The sequence below is a fragment of the Citrobacter sp. Ce129 genome, from assembly GCF_030334545.1.
Taxonomy (GTDB): domain Bacteria; phylum Pseudomonadota; class Gammaproteobacteria; order Enterobacterales; family Enterobacteriaceae; genus Citrobacter; species Citrobacter europaeus.
This window is the reverse complement of the sequence record NZ_JAOWDS010000073.1, coordinates 578,121-602,879: the sequence shown is the minus strand read 5'-3', so window position 1 is coordinate 602,879 and position 24,759 is coordinate 578,121. Positions and strand designations below refer to the sequence as shown.

The 24,759-nt window shown below is 53.5% G+C and carries 14 protein-coding genes; 11 read left to right on the top strand and 3 right to left on the bottom strand.

Features of this window, described 5'->3' with window-relative positions; genetic code table 11:
• From OGV77_RS22400 to OGV77_RS22360, 9 genes are all read left to right on the top strand, one after another.
• Positions 1-621, top strand: coding sequence for a YfgM family protein (locus OGV77_RS22400; RefSeq protein WP_043017184.1), 621 nt, complete (start codon positions 1-3; stop codon positions 619-621).
• Positions 622-631: 10 nt separating this feature from the next.
• Positions 632-1,810, top strand: coding sequence for an outer membrane protein assembly factor BamB (gene bamB, locus OGV77_RS22395; protein WP_016153997.1), 1,179 nt, complete (start codon positions 632-634; stop codon positions 1,808-1,810).
• A 117-nt stretch (positions 1,811-1,927) separates the two neighbouring features.
• On the top strand, positions 1,928-3,400 hold the full coding sequence (gene der / locus OGV77_RS22390) for a ribosome biogenesis GTPase Der (protein WP_047409536.1): 1,473 nt from the start codon (positions 1,928-1,930) through the stop codon (positions 3,398-3,400).
• A 300-nt stretch (positions 3,401-3,700) separates the two neighbouring features.
• Positions 3,701-5,242, top strand: coding sequence for a peptide MFS transporter (locus OGV77_RS22385; RefSeq protein WP_047409540.1), 1,542 nt, complete (start codon positions 3,701-3,703; stop codon positions 5,240-5,242).
• A gap of 63 nt (positions 5,243-5,305) precedes the next feature.
• Positions 5,306-6,385 carry a Gfo/Idh/MocA family oxidoreductase gene (locus tag OGV77_RS22380; RefSeq protein WP_087050918.1) on the top strand — a complete coding sequence of 360 codons (1,080 nt, stop codon included), beginning with the start codon at positions 5,306-5,308 and terminating at the stop codon, positions 6,383-6,385.
• Between the two features lie 51 nt (positions 6,386-6,436).
• The gene (locus OGV77_RS22375; protein WP_043017181.1) at positions 6,437-6,655 is read left to right on the top strand and encodes a zinc ribbon domain-containing protein; all 219 of its coding nucleotides are present in this window, start codon (positions 6,437-6,439) and stop codon (positions 6,653-6,655) included.
• Between the two features lie 204 nt (positions 6,656-6,859).
• Entirely contained in the window at positions 6,860-9,052 is a 2,193-nt protein-coding gene (sinH, locus tag OGV77_RS22370; protein WP_043017180.1) for an intimin-like inverse autotransporter SinH, read from the top strand.
• A 43-nt stretch (positions 9,053-9,095) separates the two neighbouring features.
• Positions 9,096-10,058 carry a SinI family autotransporter-associated protein gene (locus tag OGV77_RS22365; protein ID WP_043017179.1) on the top strand — a complete coding sequence of 321 codons (963 nt, stop codon included), beginning with the start codon at positions 9,096-9,098 and terminating at the stop codon, positions 10,056-10,058.
• A gap of 115 nt (positions 10,059-10,173) precedes the next feature.
• Positions 10,174-18,309 (top strand): adhesion domain-containing protein, encoded by an 8,136-nt coding sequence (locus tag OGV77_RS22360; protein ID WP_087050917.1) that lies wholly within the window; start codon positions 10,174-10,176, stop codon positions 18,307-18,309.
• Between the two features lie 37 nt (positions 18,310-18,346).
• Here OGV77_RS22360 and xseA read toward each other — a convergent pair whose 3' ends face one another.
• A complete protein-coding gene (gene xseA / locus OGV77_RS22355) occupies positions 18,347-19,729 on the bottom strand; it encodes an exodeoxyribonuclease VII large subunit (protein ID WP_087050916.1) in 1,383 nt (460 codons plus the stop codon).
• 160 nt (positions 19,730-19,889) lie between these two features.
• Between xseA and guaB the strand changes: the two genes are divergently transcribed.
• Together guaB and guaA are read left to right on the top strand one after the other, a co-directional pair.
• Positions 19,890-21,356, top strand: coding sequence for an IMP dehydrogenase (gene guaB, locus OGV77_RS22350; protein WP_003037756.1), 1,467 nt, complete (start codon positions 19,890-19,892; stop codon positions 21,354-21,356).
• A 63-nt stretch (positions 21,357-21,419) separates the two neighbouring features.
• Positions 21,420-22,997 (top strand): glutamine-hydrolyzing GMP synthase, encoded by a 1,578-nt coding sequence (gene guaA, locus OGV77_RS22345; RefSeq protein WP_043017966.1) that lies wholly within the window; start codon positions 21,420-21,422, stop codon positions 22,995-22,997.
• A gap of 118 nt (positions 22,998-23,115) precedes the next feature.
• Here guaA and mscS read toward each other — a convergent pair whose 3' ends face one another.
• On the bottom strand, positions 23,116-23,994 hold the full coding sequence (gene mscS / locus OGV77_RS22340) for a small-conductance mechanosensitive channel MscS (RefSeq protein WP_043017176.1): 879 nt from the start codon (positions 23,992-23,994) through the stop codon (positions 23,116-23,118).
• Between the two features lie 367 nt (positions 23,995-24,361).
• Positions 24,362-24,565: a YfgG family protein gene (locus OGV77_RS22335; protein ID WP_072033354.1), complete on the bottom strand. Its 204-nt coding sequence runs from the start codon at positions 24,563-24,565 to the stop codon at positions 24,362-24,364.
• Between the last annotated feature and the right edge of the window lie 194 nt (positions 24,566-24,759).

Genomic DNA, 24,759 nt, shown 5'->3' with positions numbered 1-24,759 from the left:
GTGGAAATTTACGAGAACGAAAACGACCAGGTTGATGCGGTAAAACGCTTCTTTGCTGAAAATGGCAAAGCGCTGGCTGTTGGGATCATTTTAGGGGTTGGCGCGCTGGTTGGCTGGCGTTACTGGACCAGCCATCAGACGGAGTCCGCACGCTCTGCTTCCCTGGCGTATCAAAATACGGTGACTGCGGTTAGCGCGGGTAAACCGGACAGTCTTCCTGCTGCAGAGAAATTTGCCGCAGAAAACAAAAATACCTACGGCGCGTTAGCTTCTCTGGAACTGGCGCAGCAGTTTGTGGACCAAAATGAACTTGAGAAAGCCGCAAGCCAACTGCAACAAGGCTTAGCTGCAACCAGCGATGAAAACCTCAAAGCGGTGATCAACCTGCGTCTGGCTCGTGTTCAGGTTCAGCTTAAACAAGCCGATACCGCGCTGAAAACGCTCGACACCATTAAAGGTGAAGGCTGGACGGCCATTGTTGCCGATCTGCGCGGTGAAGCGTTGCTGAGCAAAGGCGACAAACAAGGTGCGCGTAGCGCATGGGAAGCGGGCGTGAAAAGCGATGCCTCTCCTGCTCTGAGCGAAATGATGCAGATGAAAATCAATAATTTGTCCATCTGAGAGGGACCCGATGCAATTGCGTAAATTACTTCTGCCAGGGCTGCTTTCCGTTACCCTATTGAGCGGCTGTTCACTGTTTAGTGGCGAAGAAGATGTCGTTAAGATGTCCCCATTACCGGTGGTTGAGAACCAGTTTACTCCGTCTACGGACTGGAGCACCTCCGTAGGCAACGGTATTGGTGATTTCTATTCCAATCTTCATCCTGCGCTGGCGGATAACGTTGTCTATGCAGCCGATCGCGCCGGTGTCGTTAAGGCGTTGAATGCGGACGACGGCAAAGAAGTCTGGTCTGTTAATCTGGGTGAGAAAGACGGCTGGTTCTCCCGCGCATCTGCACAGCTTTCTGGCGGTGTAACCGTGTCCGGCGGACATGTTTACATTGGCAGCGAAAAAGCACAGGTTTATGCGTTGAATACCAGCGACGGGACCACTGCGTGGCAGACGAAAGTTGCCGGTGAAGCGCTGTCTCGCCCTGTTGTGAGCGATGGCGTGGTATTAATCCACACCAGCAACGGTCAGTTGCAGGCCTTGAACGAAGCTGATGGTGCTATCAAATGGACCGTTAACCTCGACATGCCTTCTCTGTCACTGCGCGGCGAATCTGCCCCAGCGACCGCCTTTGGCGCAGCTATTGTCGGCGGTGATAACGGTCGCGTGAGCGCAGTGCTGATGCAGCAGGGCCAGATGATTTGGCAGCAACGTATTTCTCAGGCGACAGGTCCAACGGAAATCGATCGTCTCAGTGACGTTGATACCACGCCGGTTATCGTCAATGGCGTTGTTTATGCGCTGGCTTATAATGGTAACCTGACGGCGCTGGATCTGCGCAGCGGCCAGATTATGTGGAAACGTGAACTGGGCTCGGTGAATGATTTTATCGTCGACGGCAACCGTATCTACCTGGTTGACCAGAACGACCGCGTACTGGCACTGACCACCGACGGCGGCGTGACGCTGTGGACGCAAAGCGATCTGCTGCACCGTCTGCTGACGTCCCCGGTATTGTATAATGGCAATCTGGTCGTCGGTGATAGCGAAGGCTATCTGCACTGGATTAACGTTGACGATGGCCGTTTTGTTGCCCAGCAGAAAGTTGACAGCTCTGGTTTCCTGACCGAGCCGGTCTCTGCTGATGGTAAACTGCTGATCCAGGCGAAAGACGGTACGCTGTACTCTATTACGCGTTAATCGTCCCGGCCGCTCGCTTTGAAAAACGGCTCCTGGTGCAGGGGCCGTTTTACTGTTTTTAACAACGGCGCAAAAATGTGCCCGTTGTCTGATGATTTTTTAAATGAGGCTTTAAACATGGTACCTGTGGTCGCGCTTGTCGGGCGCCCTAACGTTGGCAAATCCACGTTATTTAACCGTCTAACTCGCACCCGAGATGCGCTGGTTGCGGATTTCCCGGGTCTGACTCGTGACCGTAAGTACGGTCGTGCGGAAATTGAAGGCCGCGAGTTTATCTGTATTGATACCGGCGGTATTGATGGCACCGAAGACGGTGTTGAAACTCGTATGGCGGAACAGTCGCTGTTGGCTATTGAAGAAGCGGACGTTGTGCTGTTCATGGTGGATGCGCGTGCTGGCCTGATGCCAGCGGATGAAGCTATTGCGAAACATCTGCGTTCTCGCCAGAAACCGACGTTCCTGGTTGCCAACAAAACTGACGGACTCGATCCTGACCAGGCGGTTGTCGATTTCTACTCGTTGGGTCTGGGTGAAATTTATCCGATCGCGGCATCCCATGGCCGTGGCGTCCTCAGCCTGCTGGAGCATGTTCTGCTGCCGTGGATGGATGACGTTGCCCCTCAGGAAGACGTGGATGAAGACGCAGAATATTGGGCGCAACTGGAAGCCGAAGAAAACGGCGAAGAAGAGCCTGAGGACGACTTTAACCCGCAGGATTTGCCGATTAAACTGGCGATTGTGGGTCGACCGAATGTAGGTAAGTCCACGCTTACTAACCGTATTCTCGGCGAAGACCGCGTAGTGGTTTACGACATGCCTGGGACGACGCGTGACAGTATTTATATTCCGATGCAGCGCGATGAGCGCGAATATGTGCTCATCGATACCGCGGGCGTCCGTAAGCGCGGCAAAATTACCGAAGCGGTAGAAAAATTCTCCGTTATCAAAACGCTGCAGGCGATTGAAGATGCCAACGTGGTGATGCTGGTGATTGACGCGCGCGAAGGTATTTCCGATCAGGACCTGTCGCTGCTGGGCTTTATCCTCAATAGTGGGCGCTCACTTGTTATCGTGGTCAACAAGTGGGATGGCCTGACGCAGGAAGTGAAAGAGCAGGTCAAAGAGACGCTGGACTTCCGTCTGGGCTTTATTGATTTTGCGCGCGTACACTTTATCTCTGCGCTGCACGGCAGCGGTGTGGGGAATCTGTTTGAATCGGTCCGCGAAGCGTATGACAGCTCCACCCGTCGCGTCAGCACCGCGATGCTGACGCGCATCATGACTATGGCGGTAGAAGATCATCAGCCGCCGCTGGTCCGTGGTCGTCGTGTGAAGCTGAAATATGCTCACGCCGGTGGTTATAACCCGCCAATCGTGGTGATCCACGGCAACCAGGTCAAAGACCTGCCGGATTCTTACAAACGCTATCTGATGAACTATTTCCGTAAATCTTTGGACGTGATGGGCACGCCGATCCGTATTCAGTTCAAAGAGGGGGAAAACCCGTTTGCGAACAAACGTAATACGCTGACCCCGACTCAGATGCGTAAGCGTAAGCGTTTGATTAAACACATTAAAAAAAGCAAGTAACCGTTGCTGATGCTGATAAAAACCCGCGCCTGTCGCGGGTTTTTTTTCGCTAATCCATCGCCTGCCTCAACCCGTGCGATGTCAATTACTATTCGTTTTTTACCAAGTTTAAATCTAAGAAAGTAGACATTTGTCGAGTTTTCATCTTAAAGTCCGGGGGCTGGTACTAGACAAAACTAGCCTTAGGTTATCAAATGGTTAAATAACTTTTCGCCGCATGTAAAAAATCGGTCAGATACGTAACTGGCTGGCGTACATCGCGGTGTTTATACGCACGACGACATAAGTTTCGGGAGAATTATGCAATCCTCTGTTAATCAAAAAGAAAGCCGAACTTTCTTCGGCCATCCTTATCCGCTCGGCTCGCTGTTTTTCACAGAGATGTGGGAGCGTTTCTCGTTTTATGGCATTCGCCCGTTACTGATCCTGTTTATGGCGGCAACCGTCTATGACGGCGGCATGGGGCTGGCTCGTGAAAACGCCTCGGCGATTGTGGGTATCTTTGCCGGTACGATGTATCTTGCCGCACTGCCGGGTGGCTGGCTGGCGGATAACTGGCTCGGCCAACAGAAAGCGGTGTGGTACGGTTCCATTCTGATTGCGCTCGGCCACCTGTCGATTGCGCTCTCGGCCATTATGGGTAACAACCTGTTCTTTATCGGCCTGATGTTTATCGTGCTCGGTTCCGGTCTGTTCAAAACCTGTATTTCGGTCATGGTTGGCACGCTGTATAAAAAAGGCGATGCGCGTCGCGACGGCGGGTTCTCGCTGTTCTACATGGGTATCAATATGGGGTCGTTTATCGCGCCGCTGATCTCCGGTTGGCTGATTAAAACCCACGGCTGGCACTGGGGCTTTGGCATCGGTGGTATCGGGATGCTGGTGGCGCTGATCATTTTCCGCGTATTTGCCGTTCCATCGATGAAACGCTACGACAGCGAAGTGGGACTCGACTCCACCTGGAACAGCCCGGTTGTGAAACGTAACGGCGTGGGCGCGTGGCTGTTGGCGCTGGCCGTCGGTGTGGCAGTTATTGTTACGCTGATTGCGCAGGGCGTGATTGTCATAAATCCGGTCGCGGTTGCCAGCATGCTGGTATACGTGATTGCCGCCTCCGTTGCACTCTACTTTATCTACCTGTTCATCTTTGCCGGTCTGAACCGCAAAGAGCGCGCCAGACTGCTGGTCTGCTTTATCCTGCTGGTTTCCGCCGCGTTCTTTTGGTCCGCGTTTGAGCAGAAGCCGACCTCGTTCAACCTGTTTGCCAACGACTACACTAACCGTATGATCGGTGATTTTGAAATCCCGGCGGTGTGGTTCCAGTCGATAAACGCGCTGTTTATCATCCTGCTGGCGCCGGTATTTAGCTGGGCATGGCCGAAACTGGCGAGCATGAACATTCGCCCGAGCAGCATTACCAAATTCGTTATTGGTATTCTCTGCGCGGCGGCAGGCTTTGGCCTGATGATGCTGGCGGCGCAAAACGTTCTCAGTAACGGCGGTGCAGGCGTTTCTCCATTCTGGCTGGTGGGCAGCATCCTGATGCTGACGCTTGGTGAGCTGTGCCTGAGTCCGATCGGTCTGGCGACAATGACGCTGCTGGCTCCGGAAAGAATGCGTGGGCAGATGATGGGCCTGTGGTTCTGCGCCAGTGCGCTGGGTAACCTGGCCGCAGGTTTGATTGGCGGCCATGTGAAGGCTGACCAACTGGATATGCTGCCGGATCTCTTCGCTCGCTGCTCGATTGCGCTGCTGATCTGCGCCGCGGTACTGATCGTCCTCATTGTTCCGATTCGTCGCATGCTGGAGAATACGCAATCTAAACCGGCAACTAGCGCCTGATAACACCTCGATTGTGCCGGGGCAGACGTTATGTCCCGGCCATTCAATTTTTGAGGTGAGAACATGTTGTTAGGGTTTGTTGGGCTTGGCGCAGTTGTTGAAACGGCATACTTGCCCGCATTACGTCATATGTTCGGTGATTCACTCCGCTGCGTGGGTTTTGATGTCCAACCCGTAAAGCAGTTTGCAGACGTGGCACGCTGCGCGTCACTCGCTGAACTTCTTGCCACACCGCTTGATACCCTGTTTATCACCACCGCATCCCTGCACCACCTTGATGTGCTTGAACAGGCGCTGGCCGCGCCCATTGCACGTATCGTGGTCGAAAAGCCTATTGTCGCCACGCTTTCCCAAATTGAAAAACTGAAAATGCTGCTGGCTCAACCCGGTGCTGCCGACCGCGTGCTGGCGCTCGACCACTGGATGGCGCGCAATGGCGCAATGCGGCTGGCGTTGGGTAAACTCGGCGCGCAGTGGCAGGGCGATAATCCACAACCGGCACTGGTCTCTCACTTTTCGGACGTTGTTAAAATCGAAGGCTTCTTACAGGAACCGAGCGGGTTTAACGCTGCTGGTGAACCCATCGCGCTCAACTTTGCCACCGGTGAGCCGGATACGCGTGAACTCCGTCATCCGGACGGTGTGATTCTGGACATTGGCACGCATGTACTGGCAATGCTGCGTGAAACAGCGCGTTATCTGGGCGGCAATGACAGCATGAGCTTGCAGGTGATGAGCGCTAAAGACCGTCTGGGACGCGATATCGTAGAAGGCGACCTGACCACGGCGGAAGGAGAGGCACATCTGCAGGGACAGATTAGCGGTATACCGCTGGATATCTGGCTGAATAAATACGCAGGGCCTGCTGGTGGACAAAAAGCCCTGCGCCTTTATCTGCGCGACGGCCGTATCATCAGCCATGACCGTCGAGGTGCCGAGGATGTGCTCGAACTGATTGAGGGTAATGTTGTGCGATGCTGGCGCCTTCCCGGTAGCATTTATGCCCATTGTCTGGCGGAGCATATTCTGGGCGAGCACAGTCTGTTTGAACGCAGCCCACAGGAAGTGAGTCGCACGACGCAGCGCAGGCTGGAGGAAGTGGAGTACCTGTTAACGTTACAGCAGTTACGCGGGCGGCATTAAACGCAGCGTGATAAACTCTACGCAGTAATGGATCCCTGTACTGGAGTCGCTATGTCTATTATTTGCCCGGATTGTCATGCAGAACTGGAGCCGCAAAACGGTATGGCACACTGTGATAACTGTAATAAAGATATTCAGTTAGAAGCGCACTGTCCGGAGTGTAATCAGCCGCTGCAGGTGCTCAAAGCCTGTGGCGCAGTCGATTATTTCTGCCAGCACGGTCATGGCCTTATTTCAAAAAAACGTGTTATCTATTCTATTAGTAATTAATTATATTAGTTGTTCTATTTAGTTGAAATAAACATACGAAAGAGAATATTAATTCTCTTTCGATATCTATTAAACAAATAAGTAACGCGTAATTCAAATGAATACCTGTTTTTAGGAATATATTTAGGTGGCTAAATTATAGTTTGGTTTAGATCGTAGATATAATCTTTCTGTGTGAGGAAAGCTTTAACACAGGGATAATCTATGGTGTCAGGAGCACGCTTATTCTTTTTATTATTGGTGTCTGGCGTGGTAAGCGCTGAGGCCGATATAAGCGTCCCTGTCTCTGAAAATAATATTACCCTCTCCGCACTACCCGATCTGGCCAGTGATGCCGCAGAAAAAGAAGAACAAGAAAATAAGGGGCAATCATTTAAAGAAAAAGGCGCTGATTACATTACCAACTCAGCGACGCAGGGATTTGAAAATCTGACGCCGGAAGCGCTGGAATCCCAGGCGCGTAGCTATCTGCAAAACCAAATCACTTCATCAGCACAGTCATACCTTGAGGGCGCAATGTCGCCTTATGGCAAGGTGCGTACCAGTCTCTCCGTGGGCGAAGGGGGAGACCTTGAAGGTAGTTCGCTGGATTATTTTGTTCCCTGGTATGACAACGAAAGTACCGTACTCTTTAGTCAATTCTCCGCCCAACGTAAAGAAGAGCGTACTATTGGTAATTTAGGCTTCGGTGTACGCCAGAATATCGCGAGCTGGCTGCTGGGCGGTAACCTGTTTTATGACTATGACTTCACCCGTGGACACCGCCGCTTAGGTCTGGGGACCGAAGCCTGGACTGATTATTTAAAACTTTCCGGAAATTATTACCATCCTCTTTCCGACTGGAAAGATTCTGCAGATTTTGATTTTTACGAGGAGCGCCCGGCGCGCGGTTGGGATATTAGGGCAGAAAGCTGGCTGCCATTTTATCCGCAGTTGGGCGGCAAAGTCATTTATGAGCAGTACTATGGCGACGAGGTGGCGTTATTTGGCACCGATAATTTACAAAAAAATCCGCATGCCGTGACCGTAGGTCTCAACTATACGCCTGTACCTATGGTGACGTTGGGGGCGGACTATAAAGCCGGAACCGGGGACAACACCGATCTCAACGTCAATGCCACGGTCACATATCAGCTTGGTACCCCGCTGGCAGCACAGCTCGACCCGGAAAACGTCAAAGCACAGCATTCGCTGATGGGCAGTCGTCATGATTTTGTAGAGCGTAACAACTTCATCGTTCTGGAATACCGTGAGAAAGATCCGTTAGACGTCGCACTTTGGCTGAAGGCCGATTCAACCAATGAGCACCCTGAATGCGTGATTGAAGACACGCCTGAAGCTGCGGTTGGTCTGGAAAAATGCAAGTGGACCGTCAATGCGATGATTAATCACCATTACAAGATTATTTCTGCCTCCTGGCAGGCGAAAAATAATGCCAGCCGGACGTTAGTGATGCCGGTGATAAAAGCGGATGCCTTGACCGAGGGAAATAATAATCGCTGGAATTTAGTGCTGCCGGCGTGGGTGAATGCTGATACCGACGACCAGAGAACGGCAATGAACACCTGGAAGGTGCGCATGACGCTGGAGGATGAAAAGGGCAATAAGCAGAACTCCGGCGTGGTGGAAATTACCGTCCAGCAGGATCGTAAAATCGAGCTGATCGTCGATAACATCGCTGATGCCGATCGTAGCGATCACAGTCATGGCGCCAGCGCGCAGGCCGATGGTGTGGACGGTGTAGTAATGGACTTGCTGCTGACCGATTCCTGGGGCGACACCACCGATCGCAACGGTGATGAACTGGTCGATGAGGCCATGACGCCTGAGCTGTACGACAGCAATGATAAAAAAGTTACGCTAGCGGCGACGCCCTGTACCACGGAAACCCCCTGTGTATTCATTGCCAGCCGAGATAAAGCAGCGGGAACCGTTACGCTCTCCAGCACGCTTCCCGGCACTTTCCGCTGGAAGGCTAAAGAGGATGCTTACGGCGACAGCAACTATGTCGACATTACCTTTGTTGGTGAATCGCTTTCAGCGCTGAACCCCCTCATCTATCAATCGAAAACTTCCAGCCCAGTCAATCTGATCGACAAAGAAGATAAGCACCCTGTTGTGAATAACACCTATCGATTCCGGCTTTGGCGCGATGCTAACAGTGATGGCGTGTTCCAGATGTCGGAACAGCTTACAGAAGAAGAGATGGCCCAGTATGACTACCAATGGGAGTTTACCGGGCAGAGTACCAACGGGCATACCGGGGCGCAAACGAACACCAGCAATGAGGACCTGGTTCTGCCAGCCAGCAATAAAGAAGCGGCGCAGAAGTTTGGCGCCGACGAGCAGGATGGCGTGCAGGGGTATGGATTACGTGTGGCCTACAACCAGAAATAGCGTCGGCGCGAGTCGCTGAATTTTAAAGAAAAGGAGAGTCTTAATGCAGGCATTGTTAAAACGGCGGCTGAGTAAGGTCGCACTGGCGCTGGTGGTGGCAGGCTACTGCTCAATTCCATCGGCGATAGCAGCGAAAGAAGGAAAACTGCAAGGTGCCGGTTCCGATACGTGGCAGTTCAGCGGCAATACCGGCACGATTCAGGGGACGGTACCGTGGATCACCCGCTCAGCAGAAAAAGTCGCGGAAGCAGATAAAAACCACGTAACGGTTAGCATTGACCGGGGTGAGCGTGTCGTCAACGGCGAGGGGGATAAGCAGTTCCATATTGGCGATAAGGTCACGGTAAATTGGGCGATTGGCGATGAGCAGGGCGATCTCGATGTCAGCAATACCGCAACCAAAGCCACGGTGGTCTGGATTCGTTCAAAACAACAGGATGGTTCTGATGCTACCGTGATTAGCGGTAGTGCCGGGAAGGACTCCTATACCCTCCAGGAATCGGATGCAGACTATTACATTGGTATTCGCATCACGCCAACGACGACTACCGGTGACCCCAACGTTGCTGAACTCTTGACGTTAAACGATCTTTCTACCGGCTCGGGTGGTGGTGCGGATGATGATGACATCCCGGAAGGTCCGGTGGTGGATGATTCTATTGCCGTGGCTATCTACGACTCTGAGAATGCCTCTGTCAACCTGCTGAAAAACAGCAGTACCAAGCTGCATACCGGTCATACCTACGTTGCTCAGTTGTGGAAAGATGCCAACAAAAACGGCACTTACGACACGGGAGAACTGGTGGTTACCAATCAGTACGACTATCAGTGGGTCTTTACAGGCACCAGTTTGCAACTGGGAACGGCGGGAGGCGACTCTTCGGTTCAGAACGGCGATTTGCTTATTCCAGAGACCAATGCCGAAGCCAGAACCTCGATCTTCCCGAACGCAGGCGACGATGGCGTTCAGGGGTATGGCCTGTCGATCAAGTACAAGAACAAATAATTCGCACCGTACGTCGCTCTCCGGGGGAGCGGCGTTTTCCGTGCGCTTTTCTTAGCAGGACGCTAAGCAAAGCGTGTTGAAAATCCAATTATCAGACAGGCGTTAGGATGGGGATATGTACGGTAACCTGAAATCACTGCATCGTTTCCTGCTGCCGCTGTTATTTATCAGCGGCTTGTCTGCAAATGCCACAAATTTGAGTCATACATGGCAGGAGCCTGTCGGCGTTACGTCGGCGATTAACGGTACGAAACCGCAGGCCGACAGTGTCGCCATTCCGGTGTATCAGGGAAGCGTGCAACTTAGTGTGGATCAAGCCAATGCCGTGGCGAATACCGCGAGGCCAAACCAGTTCAGTACCGATGACAGCGGCAGCGCACTGATCCTCAGTAACCCGCACGACACCGAAGGTGACATTTTTGCCGAGCCGCCGCTGGTCTGGCAAAGCGATCGTGCGCCGGGTGTCTCTCTGGTATGGGCTGATGCCGCCACGCCCGACGAGCCGCTCAGTCCACAACCGTCCGCGAATCTCAGCTTCTGCGCGCAAAATATGGCGGGGCGTCATCTGGTGGTCTGGCCGCAGCTTGATACCACAACGGAGATACCACCACTCTGGCTGCTGACTCGTACCGGTGTCCCCTATAACAATGCGGTGACGTTACTCGAGCAAAAATTTGCAGTAGATATCGCCGCGGCTGCGGGCAAACCGGTGGCGGTGAGCGCAGACCATTTCAATGAAACGCTAAAGGCGGCAAAGGGTAAAGCTGGCGATAGCATCACTCTGACTGTGAGCACCAGGACCTGTGATGGTGAACCTGCGGCGAATACGGCTTTTATCATTACCCGAAGTGATGCTTTCAACCGACAAAATGCGGTCAACAACACCAATCCTGTACATGTAGGAGATACTGAACTCACCACGATCGCCACCGAATTTCACGGCACAACCGATGCCAGTGGCAATGCTACGGTGACGGTCACCCAGGACAATAGCCCTGGCGTAAAAACCACGCTAACGGTAAAAGCCGTAGGAGCGACATCGCTTGCCGATAGCGTAGATGTTATTTTCACCACTCTCAGCAGCCCGGACAGCGATAAAGCGGCGATGTGGGGTCATATGGCGGAAAGCTCCAGCGCTGAGGTGGAAGGTGAAACCTACACCTTTACCCGACCCGCGCTCGCCGCTGAGGTGGAGGGTGAAAGTACGACGGTGAATGCCGATAATGAAAGCTGGGCGCTGTTTAACTGGAAAGGGGCGGATGAGCACTGTGACATTCTGCCGGATGCGCGCCAGCTTATCGGGTTAAAAACTGCACGACGCGACCTGGCGACTACTCTTGGCTGGCCTGTCGCCGGGGACGATGAATACTGGTCCGCCACGGAAAGTTCGCTGAGCATGTACCATTATGGCGTCAATATGCGCTCCAGCAGCGTGGTGCAGGAAGCGGATACGGTGAACTCCCTGGTCAGTTGCGTAGATAAGGCCGCACCGGCGGTAAAGCCAAAGCTGGTGCTGAGTACAGACAGCTACGACAGTAGCCTGAGCGCCGCGAGGGTAAAGGTAGGGGAGGCGGTCATGATGCAAATCACGGTAACCGACGAACTCACCGGCAAGCCGCTGCCGTATCGCTATTTCAATCTGTACCTTGGCAACGCGCAGGCACGCAATACCGCTTACTATTCCGCTAGTTGGGAGGAGCATCCGGTTACCATTGCAGGTGAAGGCCTGATGGCCGGTGATACCCATCACTATCAGGGCGTTACCGACGCGAACGGTCAGGCTTCGCTGGAGATCAAACATGATTCAGGTACTGGCGTCTTAACGCCGTTGCGCGTGGTGCTGTTTGACGGCAGCACACAGGCAACGCAAAACGTGATCTTTACCGTTCTCACCAGTCCGGATGTCAGCGCGGCAAACATGTGGGGGCATATGCAGGGCGTAGTGGAGGCGGGCAATTTGTATAAACGTCCGCTGCTGGCAGCAGAAGCCACGCACAAAACGGGCTCCACGCAGGAAAACAATGAAAACTGGGCGACGTTCAACTCCGTTACGGCGGGTGAAAACCAGTGCGGCAGTGGACAGGTGCCAGGGCAATTGTCGCTGGACTCGCTCTATAATGCGCATCCTGATAACGAGATGCAAAGCGAGCACGGCTGGCCAACCGCCAGCCACAGCTATCTGGCGGCGGACACCAGCGACGGGCAGACGGCGCACGTCAATCTGGCTACCGGTGCTGACGCTTTGTTCAGCGGTAGTGAGCCAAACTATCTCTCCTGCTCGGGCAATGAGTTAGTCACTCAACTTGACGTGGCGATGAACGGCGATTTTGCCCTGCGCCAGACGACAGCCAAAGTGGGCGAGCAGATAACGCTGACGGTGCGCTCAATTAATGCGCTCAACGGTCTTACGGTCCCCAACGCGGCGTTTACAGTTACCATGGCTTATGGGCGCAATCGCGATAACGTCAGTACCGGCTTTACTGATGCCACCAACGGCGCGCTTGTTATAGCGGGTACGGCGTACGGTCCTTCTCAGGCGTCGATGACGTATCAGGGCACTACCGATAGTCAGGGGAGTGCCACCCTGACTATCGAACAACCGCAGGGCGTTGGACTGCAGACTCAGCTCTCTATTCTGCCGATGAACTCACTCATCTCCACGCCGCTCAGCCGCAGCGTGAAATTTACCGTCCCCACCAGCCCGGATACCGCTCAGGCATCGATGTGGGGACATATGCCCGATACCCTGACGGTAGGTGATGCGGTATTTGAGCGTCCAAAGCTTGCGGCAGAGGTTAGCGCTACCCGCACCCAGAAGGAAGCGAACGAAAGCTGGGCGCGCGTCACCCATAGCGATGCGGTGAGCAATACGGACGTCGGCGGCTGTGCGGCAAATCGACTACCACGCATCGATCAGCTTAAGGCGTTGTATGACGCCAACAGCGGCGGGGCTATTCACAGCACCCACGGCTGGCCAACCCTGATTAACTATTGGTCTTCAACGTTTGCCACAGCGACGTCGTGGAAACTCATCGCGCTTTCCAGCGGCAGCGAGTTTTCCAGTAACAATGCGTCGGATTATGTCACCTGCCTTGCCAGCGACAATCCGGTAGCCGCTTCTATTACCATCGAACCGGTCGATTCGTCGCTGTGGTATGAGGGTAATAACGAACATGCGCTAAAGGTGAAAAAGGGCGATACGTTACAGCTGAAGGTCACGGTGAAAGATGCCAGCGGCAAGCCGATCCCTGATGCACCGTTTGTACTGTCGCGCGGTGATGGTTATACCCGGCAGAACGATAAGCATATTGCGGGCAGCGGCGACGGTATCGTTTCTCCGGTCGTGATCGACGGAAACTCAATCAACGATACGGCAACCAAAGTGGGCGGCCTGACGGGAGCCGATGGCAGTAAAATCATCAATGTCACCCGCCCGGATACGCATGGCACCAAAGTGGCGGTTACCGCAGCGCTATATCAAAACGCCAGTGTCAGCGCCAGCGTTGACACGATATTCACCGTCGTCACCAGCCCCGACAGTAATAAAGCCAAAATGTGGGGCCATATGCCAGAAACGGTGTCAGCAGCTAATGGCAAAGTATTTAAGCGACCACAACTGGTCACAGAAATTGCCAGCGGGATTGCCGTTGGCAACAACACAGAAAACAATGAAATCTGGGCCACTGTTGATTTTGAGGGGATACAGAACGCCTGCGGAGTGGGATTTGTGCCCGCGCTGGCCGACCTGCAGTCGTTGTACGCAGCCTTCCCTGGCGGAGCTATCAATATTCAGCAGGGCTGGCCTGTCGAAGGGAAAAACTACCAGAACAGCACTGCTGATATCAGCCGCTCAACGGAAAACCGTTATGTGAAATCGCTCGATCTGGGCGATGGCAACATAAGCTCAATGTTATGGAATGAAAAACTCTATTTCTCCTGCCTGCAAACAGCGCAGAAAGTGGCAACCAGGCTCACGCTGACATCCTCGCTATACAATGCCGGCGACGATTTTGCTAAAGCCAAAGTTGGCGAAACTATCCCAGTAGTGATTACCACTCTGGATGATGAGGGGAATCCGGTTGGCAATACGCCGGTTATCTTTAAACGCGGTGATAGCATCGGGCGTAAGTACCAGGTGGCAAACACCTCCGCTGCGGCTGCGATACAAATTAATCATAGCGAGAGTCGTAGCAGTGGCGTTGAGTATTACTCCGCGACCAATGAGAACGGAACGCTGACGCTGGACATTAGCCAGGACAGTGGCGCAGGCTTTAAAACGCCGCTGCTGGCGTCGCTTGAGCATACCAGTTCTGCAACAGAGCAGACGCTGCCGGTCGTCTTTAGCGTAGTGACCAGTCCGGATACAGAGAAAGCGAACTACTGGGGGCACATGGCGGAAACGCTCACCGATCGTGATGGCGTCGTGTATAAGCGCCCGCTGTTATCCAGTGAGTTTAGCAACATGCCGGGGAAAACCGTGATTATCACCAACGGCAGCTACGATATGGGCGAAACCTGGGGCATGATCACCGTCAGCAATGCCTGGAATGGGGTTGGTGGTGGCTGTGGGCGTAACTTTCTGCCGACTGCCAGTAATCTTCAGGCGCTGTACGCCACCTGGCCCGACGGGGCGATGCACAGCCGCAATGGTTGGCCAATGAGCAGTACAGGGAACGTTAGCGCCAGCCAGTACTGGTGGGCGGGGGATTACGCTTTACCGTCCGCGGAGGGCGACCCAGTTGAATACGCGGTTGTTAACCTGTTGAGCAATGGTGATGTTACCTCAATAAGCAATGCGTCGATTTATCACATGCAGACGTGCCTCGTTTCACCCCGAGGTACGGCCGGTAACCTGACGCTTACACTCGCGGGTCAGGATGAAACGACGGGGATCGTTAAGGTCAAAAAAGGCGAGCAAATCGCCGCCACCGTGACAGTCAAAAATACGGCAGGCCAGCCGATGGCCAACGCGTTGGTGAAACTGAGCCGCAGTGAATCAACGACGCGTTCAGGAAGTATCCATAGCGCTGGTTCTGAAGATGATATTACTCTACGTAACGTCATGCCGTCCGGCCCTGCGACGTTTCTTATGGATACCAGCGCGAAATTTTTGTATATACAAACCGATGAGCAGGGGGAGGGGACCTTTACGCTTTCACAGGATATGTCTGCGGGGCTGAAAACCACTCTCAACGCCACAGCGATGGATGGCAGCAATCTGACCGACAGCAAAGATGCCATCTTCACCGTCATTACCAGCCCCGACAGCGACAAAGCCAGTATGTGGGGCCATATGCCGGAAACCTTTGTCAACAGCAAAGGGGCCGAGTTTAATCGACCATTATTGCGCGCTGAGCTTTCTGCCACGACGAATACCTCGGGCTTTCTGGAAAATAGTGAAACCTGGTATACGTGGAATAGTTATCCGCAGCTTTATCAGCAGTCCGCCAGCCCGTGTGACAGGCTGGGGTTGCCGACGCTGGAGCAACTTCAGACGCTGTATAACGATTACCCAAATGGCACGCTCTCCTCGACCTTCGGCCTGCCGGTGACAACGGGGAAATACTGGGGAGCGGGTAATAGCGTGCCGGACAGCGCGCACGCGACAAACCTGTTTCAGTACCTCCGGCTCAGTGATAACTCAAAGCTTGCTACCAACACGAATACTGCCACGGCGCAGCTGTGCTTGAGTAAAAAAAGGGTATTGTCGATAGCGCTCACGTCGAGCGCCATGAATGCGGAAAAAGGCGCCGCGGTTGTGAGAAAGGGAGAAATCGTACCGTTGACCGTCACCGTGACCGACGGTTCAGGAAATCCTGCACCTGATACCACTATTCGTCTGAGGCGCACCTCGTCGTTAAACCGGGCTGGGTTCGCTCAGGATGGTAATGAAAGCAATATGTTGCTGACAGCGCTCACGCCTGAAGCGGGTTCAATGGCGTTTAACTGTACGACTACTCGCTGCAACTATTACTGGTATGGCGTGACGGATGAGAATGGCCAAGCCCAGTTTGAGATAGCCCAGGATAATAGCAGCGGCCTGAAAACCGCCATTGTGGCAGAACTTCCCGACGATCTGGTGACTTCCAGCAATTTGGATGTGATATACACTGTACTTACCAGCCCGGACAGCGATAAAGCGAATTTCTGGGGGCATATGCCGGAAACGGTCACCAACAGCGCTGGGGTTAGATTTAAACGTCCACTTCTGGCGACCGAAACGTCGTTTACGTACTCCTATACGTACAATAACGAAAGCTGGGCGCTGGTCACCATTTCAAATACCCAAAAAGCGGGCGCTACTGGTTGTGACGCAGAATATCAGCCGCTGTTTAGCGATCTGCAAACACTGTACGCTGACGACCCTATAGGCGCTATTGGTACGAATTATGGCTGGCCGGTGTCAGCAGGCAAGTTCTGGCTGGCTGTGGATCGCGTGTCAAAAACCGGGGCATACCAGTATATGCGGCTGGATACGGGCGGGAAAAGTTCGACCACTTCTGTCGGGACGACCGGCGCGCAGATATGCCTTGTGGATCCGCATGCCCCATTGCCTGCGACCATTGCGTTGACGTCGAGCCTTGCTGACAGCGAAACCCGCATTGCGAAGGTTAAAAAAGGCGAGGAAATTCCGTTCACTGTCACCGTGAAAGATGCCAATGGCAACCCCGCAGCGAATGCATCATTTACGCTCTCTCGTAGTAATGGCATTTCGCGTAGCGGTTCGGTGAAAACGACGGATGGTAAAGGTGCGACGGACGATCTGGTTCTTCAGGGGATAGCCCCTGCGACAGCCGAGACGGTGTTGACCAGCAATACCAGCACCTGGAGTGGGGTGACCGGAGCGGACGGTACGGCAACCTTGAGCCTGCGCCAGGACGACGCGATGGGGCTGAAAACGACGATTACGGCAACGCTGGACACATACCCTAACCCGGCCTCTACTGTGGAGGCGATATTCACCGTGGTTACCAGCCCTGATACCGACAAAGCGCAATACTGGGGGCATATGCCCGAGACCGTTACCGACAGCAGCGGCGTGAGCTTTCAGCGACCATTACTGGCGGCGGAAGTCTCCGCAGAAGACACCACGTTTAGCTCCACGGTAGGTAATGAACTGTGGCCGCTGTATGACCATAACGGCGCAGGGCTGGCAAGCAAATCCACCTGCGGCGAAGCCTGGCAGCCGACGTTGAGTGAACTGAAATCACTCTACGATGAGCATCCCGGCGGCGAAATCGAAACGCTGTACGGCTGGCCGGTATCTCATGCAAGTTATGGCTGGTGGGTGACGGATAAAGCCGGAACCTCCTGGCAGAGCATGCAACTGAAAACCGGTGCGGTTTCCACCAGGAGCACAAGCGACAAACAGGCGCTGGTTTGCCTGGTCGATCCGCATCCTATGCCTGGGGCAATTACGCTGACGTCGACGGCTCTCAACGCTGAGAGGCTGGCAGCGCAGGTGAAAAAAGGAGAGACAATCCCGCTGACCGTAACGGTGACAGACACCGACGGCAATGTAATGCCGGACGTATATTTCACGATTTCACGCAGCAATGCGTTGTCGCGCGTTGGCAACGTCATTACCAGCGGCGGGGCGGATGATTTAACGCTGGACGAGCTAACGCCTTCTGCGCAGACCGCTAAGTTGGCTACCAACACCGCGATCTTTAGCGGTCTGACGGGCGCTAACGGTACCGCAACGTTTAACCTGCGACAGGATCTCAGTTCGGGGCTGAAAACTACGCTCACGGCGACGGTGACGAATAACACCACGCTTAAAGCCTCTCTGGATGCTATTTTTACCGTAATTACCAGCCCCAACTCTGCTAAGGCGAATTACTGGGGCCATATGCCCGAAACGGCCACCACCAGCGACGGCGTCATATTTAGCCGCCCATTGTTGGCGGCGGAAGTATCTTCCAGTAATACCAGCTATGGTGCGAATGGAGAACTCTGGTCATCGGTAAGCGCCTCGAATCTGGATAAAACCGGGATTACCGGATGTGACGCACAGCGTCAACCGCTGTATAGCCAGTTGCTGACGTTGTACAACGATAACCAAAATGGCGCGGTGGGGACGCTGTACGGTTGGCCGATTACCGGGGTGGATAACTACTGGTGGGCGGTCGATCAGGATGAGGCGACTCATGCTCGACAGGCGCTTAACTTGAGTAACGGGCAGAAACGTACGACAACCTCTACGTCATCCATTTATCGACAGGTGTGCCTGGTAAATGCGCGTGAGTGAAAGTTGTTAAGACGCTGCGAAGCGAATCAGCCCATATTCAGTCGGGCTGACTCGTTTTGCGGGAGCGTGTTTTTTTCTGCGGGGTTACGGTCGTGACCTCGCTCTCAACCCAGCCATCGGCAAGCCGGGTAGTGATAACGTCACCGGCACTGACCTGTTTGACCTTTTTCAATACGCCGCCGCCCGTGGTGGTGGAGACGCTGTAGCCACGCGCCAGGGTCGCCAGTGGGCTGACTGCTTCAAGATGGGTAACTGCGTTGCCAAACCGCTCGCGCTGTTCACTTAAACGTGCGCGGATATTCTCTGCTAAACGGTATTCCAGTTGCTGAATACGCGTTTGCGCACGATAAATACGTGGCTGCGGATTTTGTTGATTCAGACGCTGCAGCATGCGCTGCTGGCGTTGATTGGCCTGCTTAATCTTGTTCTCAAGCGCAAATCCCATCCGCTGACGCAGCCGTTCTAGCGCCGTTTGCTGGCGCGCCAGACGCAGCTGCGGATGCTGCTGTTGCAGGCGATGGAACATCTGCGTGAAACGACGGCTGCGGTTGGCGAGGTAGTAGTCCATCGCCATGCCCAGACGCTGCTGAGCGGACTGGATCTGACGCAACAACTCCTGCTGGTTGCGGCTGACAATTTCTGCCGCTGCTGATGGCGTAGGCGCTCGTAAATCTGCAATAAAATCGGCAATGGTAACGTCGGTTTCGTGGCCGACGGCGCTAACTACCGGAATGCCGCTGGCAAAAATCGCCCGTGCCACGCGTTCGTCGTTGAAACTCCATAAATCCTCCAGCGAGCCGCCGCCGCGCCCAACGATCAGCACGTCACACTCACGCCGCGCGTTCGCCAGTTCAATGGCGCGAACGATCTGCCCTGGCGCTTCGTCGCCCTGTACCGCAGTCGGGTAGATAATAACGGGCAAGGATGGATCACGACGCTTCAGCACATGAAGAATATCGTGCAGCGCAGCGCCGGTTTTCGAGGTAATCACTCCAACGCAGTGGGCTGGGGAAGGTAGAGATTGCTTGTATTGCTGATCGAATAGTCCTTCAGCCTGCAGTTTAGCCTTCAGTTGCTCATATTTTTGTTGCAGCAAACCTTCGCCCGCGGGCTGCATGCTCTCAACAATTATCTGGTAGTCGCCGCGCGGTTCGTACAACGTAATATTGGCGCGTACCAGCACCTGCTGCCCGTGCTGTGGGCGGAACGTTACCCGGCGGTTGCTGTTGCGAAACATCGCGCAGCGTACCTGAGCGGTGTCATCTTTGAGCGTGAAATACCAGTGACCGGAGGACGGCTGGGTGAAATTCGAGATTTCACCGCTGATCCACACTTGTCCCATTTCCTGCTCAAGCAGCAAACGAACCGTCTGGTTCAGGCGGCTTACGGTAAAAATTGAGGTGGTCTGAGAGGATAACATGTGAGCGGGATCAAATTCTAAATCAGCAAGTTATTCAGTCGAAAGTAACATGCTCACAGAGGAGCGCAAGGTTTTTTTGCAAAAAAGTGTGGATGCAATCGGTTACGCTCTGTATAATGCCGCGGCAATATTTAATAACCTCCCAGGTGAGATATTGCCCATGCTACGTATCGCAAAAGAAGCCCTGACGTTTGACGACGTCCTCCTCGTTCCCGCTCATTCTACTGTTCTGCCGAATACTGCTGACCTCAGCACCCAGTTGACGAAAACCATTCGCCTGAACATTCCTATGCTATCCGCAGCAATGGACACCGTGACGGAAGCGCGCCTGGCAATTGCCCTGGCCCAGGAAGGCGGCATCGGTTTTATCCACAAAAATATGTCCATCGAGCGCCAGGCTGAAGAAGTCCGTCGCGTAAAGAAACACGAATCTGGCGTGGTAACTGACCCACAGACCGTACTGCCAACCACTACCCTGCGCGAAGTGAAAGAACTGACCGAGCGTAATGGTTTTGCAGGCTATCCGGTTGTGACTGAAGATAACGAACTGGTTGGCATTATCACCGGTCGTGACGTGCGTTTTGTGACTGACCTGAACCAGCCGGTTAGCGTTTACATGACGCCGAAAGAGCGTCTGGTGACCGTTCGTGAAGGCGAAGCGCGCGATGTTGTCTTTGCCAAAATGCATGAAAAACGCGTTGAGAAAGCGCTGGTAGTTGATGACAGCTTCCACCTGCTCGGCATGATCACCGTTAAAGATTTCCAGAAAGCAGAACGTAAACCTAACGCCTGTAAAGACGAGCATGGTCGTCTGCGCGTTGGCGCTGCTGTGGGTGCGGGCGCAGGTAATGAAGAGCGCGTTGACGCGCTGGTTGCCGCTGGCGTTGATGTACTGCTGATTGACTCCTCTCACGGTCATTCTGAAGGCGTGCTGCAGCGTATCCGTGAAACCCGTGCTAAATACCCGGATCTGCAGATTATCGGCGGTAACGTTGCAACAGGCGCAGGCGCACGCGCGCTGGCGGAAGCCGGCTGCAGCGCAGTTAAAGTCGGTATCGGCCCAGGCTCTATTTGTACTACCCGTATTGTTACCGGCGTAGGTGTACCGCAGATCACCGCCGTTTCTGACGCCGTTGAAGCGCTGGAAGGTACTGGTATTCCGGTTATCGCCGATGGCGGTATTCGTTTCTCCGGCGACATCGCGAAAGCGATTGCCGCAGGCGCTGCCGCAGTGATGGTTGGCTCCATGCTGGCGGGCACCGAAGAATCTCCGGGCGAAATCGAACTGTATCAGGGCCGTTCTTACAAATCATACCGTGGGATGGGCTCTCTGGGCGCGATGTCCAAAGGTTCTTCCGACCGTTACTTCCAGAGCGACAACGCTGCTGACAAACTGGTTCCGGAAGGCATCGAAGGTCGCGTTGCCTATAAAGGTCGCCTGAAAGAGATCATTCACCAGCAGATGGGGGGCCTGCGCTCCTGTATGGGTCTGACCGGCTGTGGTACTATCGACGCGCTGCGAACGAAAGCAGAGTTTGTACGCATCAGCGGTGCGGGTATCCAGGAAAGTCACGTTCACGATGTGACCATCACCAAAGAGTCCCCTAACTACCGCATGGGCTCCTGATAAGTTTCCGCGCCCGGCTTTATGCCGGGCGAATTTGTTTCACTTGCCTCGGAATTAGCGTCAATGACAGACAATATTCATAAACATCGCATTCTCATCCTTGATTTTGGATCGCAGTACACTCAGTTGGTTGCTCGTCGCGTACGTGAACTGGGCGTCTACTGTGAACTGTGGGCATGGGATGTTACGGAAGCACAAATTCGCGAATTCAACCCAAGCGGTATTATTCTTTCCGGTGGTCCGGAAAGCACCACCGAAGAAAACAGCCCGCGCGCGCCGGAATACGTTTTCAATGCGGGCGTGCCGGTGTTCGGCGTGTGCTATGGCATGCAGACTATGGCAATGCAGCTCGGTGGTCATGTTGAAGGTTCTAACGAACGTGAATTCGGCTATGCGCAGGTTGAAGTTCAGACCGACAGCGCGCTTGTCCGCGGTATTGAAGACTCTCTGACCGCAGATGGCAAACCGCTGCTGGACGTGTGGATGAGCCACGGCGACAAAGTAACCGCCATTCCGGAAGGTTTCGTGACCGTTGCCAGCACCGACAACTGCCCGTTCGCCATCATGGCGCACGAGGAAAAACGTTTCTACGGCGTGCAGTTCCACCCGGAAGTGACCCACACCCGTCAGGGTATGCGCATGCTGGAGCGTTTTGTGCGTGACATCTGCCAGTGTGAAGCGCTGTGGACGCCGGCAAAAATTATCGATGACGCCGTTGCCCGCATCCGCGAGCAGGTTGGCAATGATAAAGTGATCCTCGGTCTGTCCGGCGGCGTTGACTCCTCCGTTACCGCGATGCTGCTGCACCGTGCGATTGGCAAAAACCTGACCTGCGTATTCGTTGATAACGGTCTGCTGCGTTTGAATGAAGCACAGCAGGTTATGGATATGTTCGGCGACCACTTCGGCCTGAATATCGTTCACGTTGAAGGCGAAAAGCGTTTCCTGGACGCGCTGAAAGGCGAGAACGATCCAGAAGCTAAACGTAAAATCATCGGCCGCGTATTCGTGGAAGTATTCGACGAAGAAGCGCTGAAGCTGGAAGACGTTAAGTGGCTGGCGCAGGGCACCATCTACCCGGACGTGATCGAATCCGCAGCTTCCGCGACCGGTAAAGCGCACGTCATCAAATCTCACCACAACGTGGGCGGTTTGCCGAAAGAGATGAAGATGGGTCTGGTAGAGCCGCTGCGTGAGCTGTTCAAAGACGAAGTGCGTAAGATTGGCCTGGAGCTGGGCCTGCCGTATGACATGCTCTACCGTCACCCGTTCCCGGGGCCAGGTCTGGGCGTACGCGTGCTGGGCGAAGTGAAGAAAGAGTACTGCGACCTGCTGCGTCGCGCGGATGCTATCTTCATTGAAGAGCTGCACAAAGCTGACCTGTACAACAAAGTAAGCCAGGCGTTCACCGTATTCCTGCCGGTACGTTCCGTTGGCGTTATGGGCGATGGCCGTAAGTACGACTGGGTTGTTTCCCTGCGTGCTGTTGAAACCATCGACTTTATGACCGCGCACTGGGCGCACCTGCCGTATGACTTCTTAGGCCGCGTATCCAACCGCATCATCAACGAAGTGAACGGTATTTCCCGCGTGGTGTATGACATCAGCGGTAAGCCGCCAGCAACGATTGAGTGGGAATAATATCCCTCTCTGTTCGCGGTTTCTGAACCGGTAGTATGCAAAAACCCTCTGTTTAAAGAGGGTTTTTTATTGCCCGTATGCCAGCAAGCGCGTCTGGCGAATGTTATAGCGTGGGATACTAATCGACCAGCTGTAGCTGGGGCTGAGATTGGGGTGCCACGTTCTCCACGCGTATATCCATCTGCGGATACGGCAGGGCAATGTGGTTGTCGTCCAGGGCCTCTTTAATGTTTTCCAGCAGATCGTAATAGGTATTCCAGTATTCGATGTTGGGTACCCATACGCGGACGTAAAAATTCAACGCTGAAGCGCCCAGTTCGCCCAGACGAACGGTTACCCCACGTTGCTTATCGATGCGACTGTCCTGCTCGATGATATGGTTAATCACGCGCTTAACATCTGCGATCCGGCTCTGATATCCCACGCCAATCACCAGGTCGATACGGCGAAACGGGTGGCGGGAATAGTTAATGATGTTATCCGCAATGATCTTACCGTTTGGAATCACCACTTCTTTGCTGTCAGCGGTGAGCAGGGTAGTGGAGAAGATGTGCACCTTTTCTACCGTTCCGGTGACTGCGCCAATCTGCACGACTTCTCCGGCGCGGAAAGGACGCAAAGAGACCAATAATACGCCTGCGGCAAAGTTGGAAAGCGATCCTTGTAGCGCGAGACCAATAGCCAGTCCGGCGGCCCCAATGACGGCAATAATGGAAGAGGTTTCAATACCGACGCGGCCCAACGCGGCGACAACGGAAAAAGCGAGGGTGATGTAACGTACCAGCGCGGTGAAAAACTGGATAATGGTCCGGTCAACTTTACGTTTTAACAGTAACTTTTCCAGGCCACGGGAAAGCAGACGAGAGACAAATTTACCGATAAACAGTAAAATCACGGCGGCAACGATATTCCAGCCGAATTGAATAACCGCATCGCTGTGCCCGGCAATCCATTCAACACCGCTTCTTATTTTCGGAAATAATGAAAAACCACTCATGGTATTACCCTGTACAATTTAATAATGGTAACAATTCAAATAAGCATTTAATTTCATGCAAAATATTAATATTTTCGCCCGTGATATTTTCTGGCGATATTGATTAGCGTCTATTTGAGCACTGTGTGTCTTTTTTATATCCAGTAAACCGGAACGTAAAAAATCAGCGCGAATGGTGCGGTGAAGTGGGATGAAAAGATTGTGTATTTGTGCGAAAAATACGGTCGATTATCCGATAATACAGCGAGGGTGGTGGGGGAAGTGTATGAAGTTTCATCACGCAAATCCCTTACCGGATGGTTAAATGTCAGGCGATTAGCCATCCGGTAAGGAATCTTAATGCTGGGGATATCACAGGTGCGAGAGATCAGCGCACGTCGGTTTGAGCAGGAGATGCCTGTTGCGGCTGAGTTATCTGCTGAGATTCTTTTTTGTTCTGGTGGTGGTGCCACGCACCTATGGCGGAGTAGACGAAGCGTCCGAAGAAGAAGAGAAAGCTGATAAGCAGTACGATCCGGATCATGCGACTGTTAAATCGGTGTCGTTTGCGTAGGCTGGTAACCTGGCTCACAAAAGGTTCCTTGTAGTGTACCCAACTGAGGGCGATACTTACATTAAGGCATACTGTGAGGGAATGGTCAATTCTTCGTTATGTAAAATTGCCTCAGTGGTTTTATCCATTTATGTTATGGAAATTAATATTATTATTTGCATGAATAATGAGATAACGATAAAAAACCATGAAAAGAGTAATAATTGATTAAT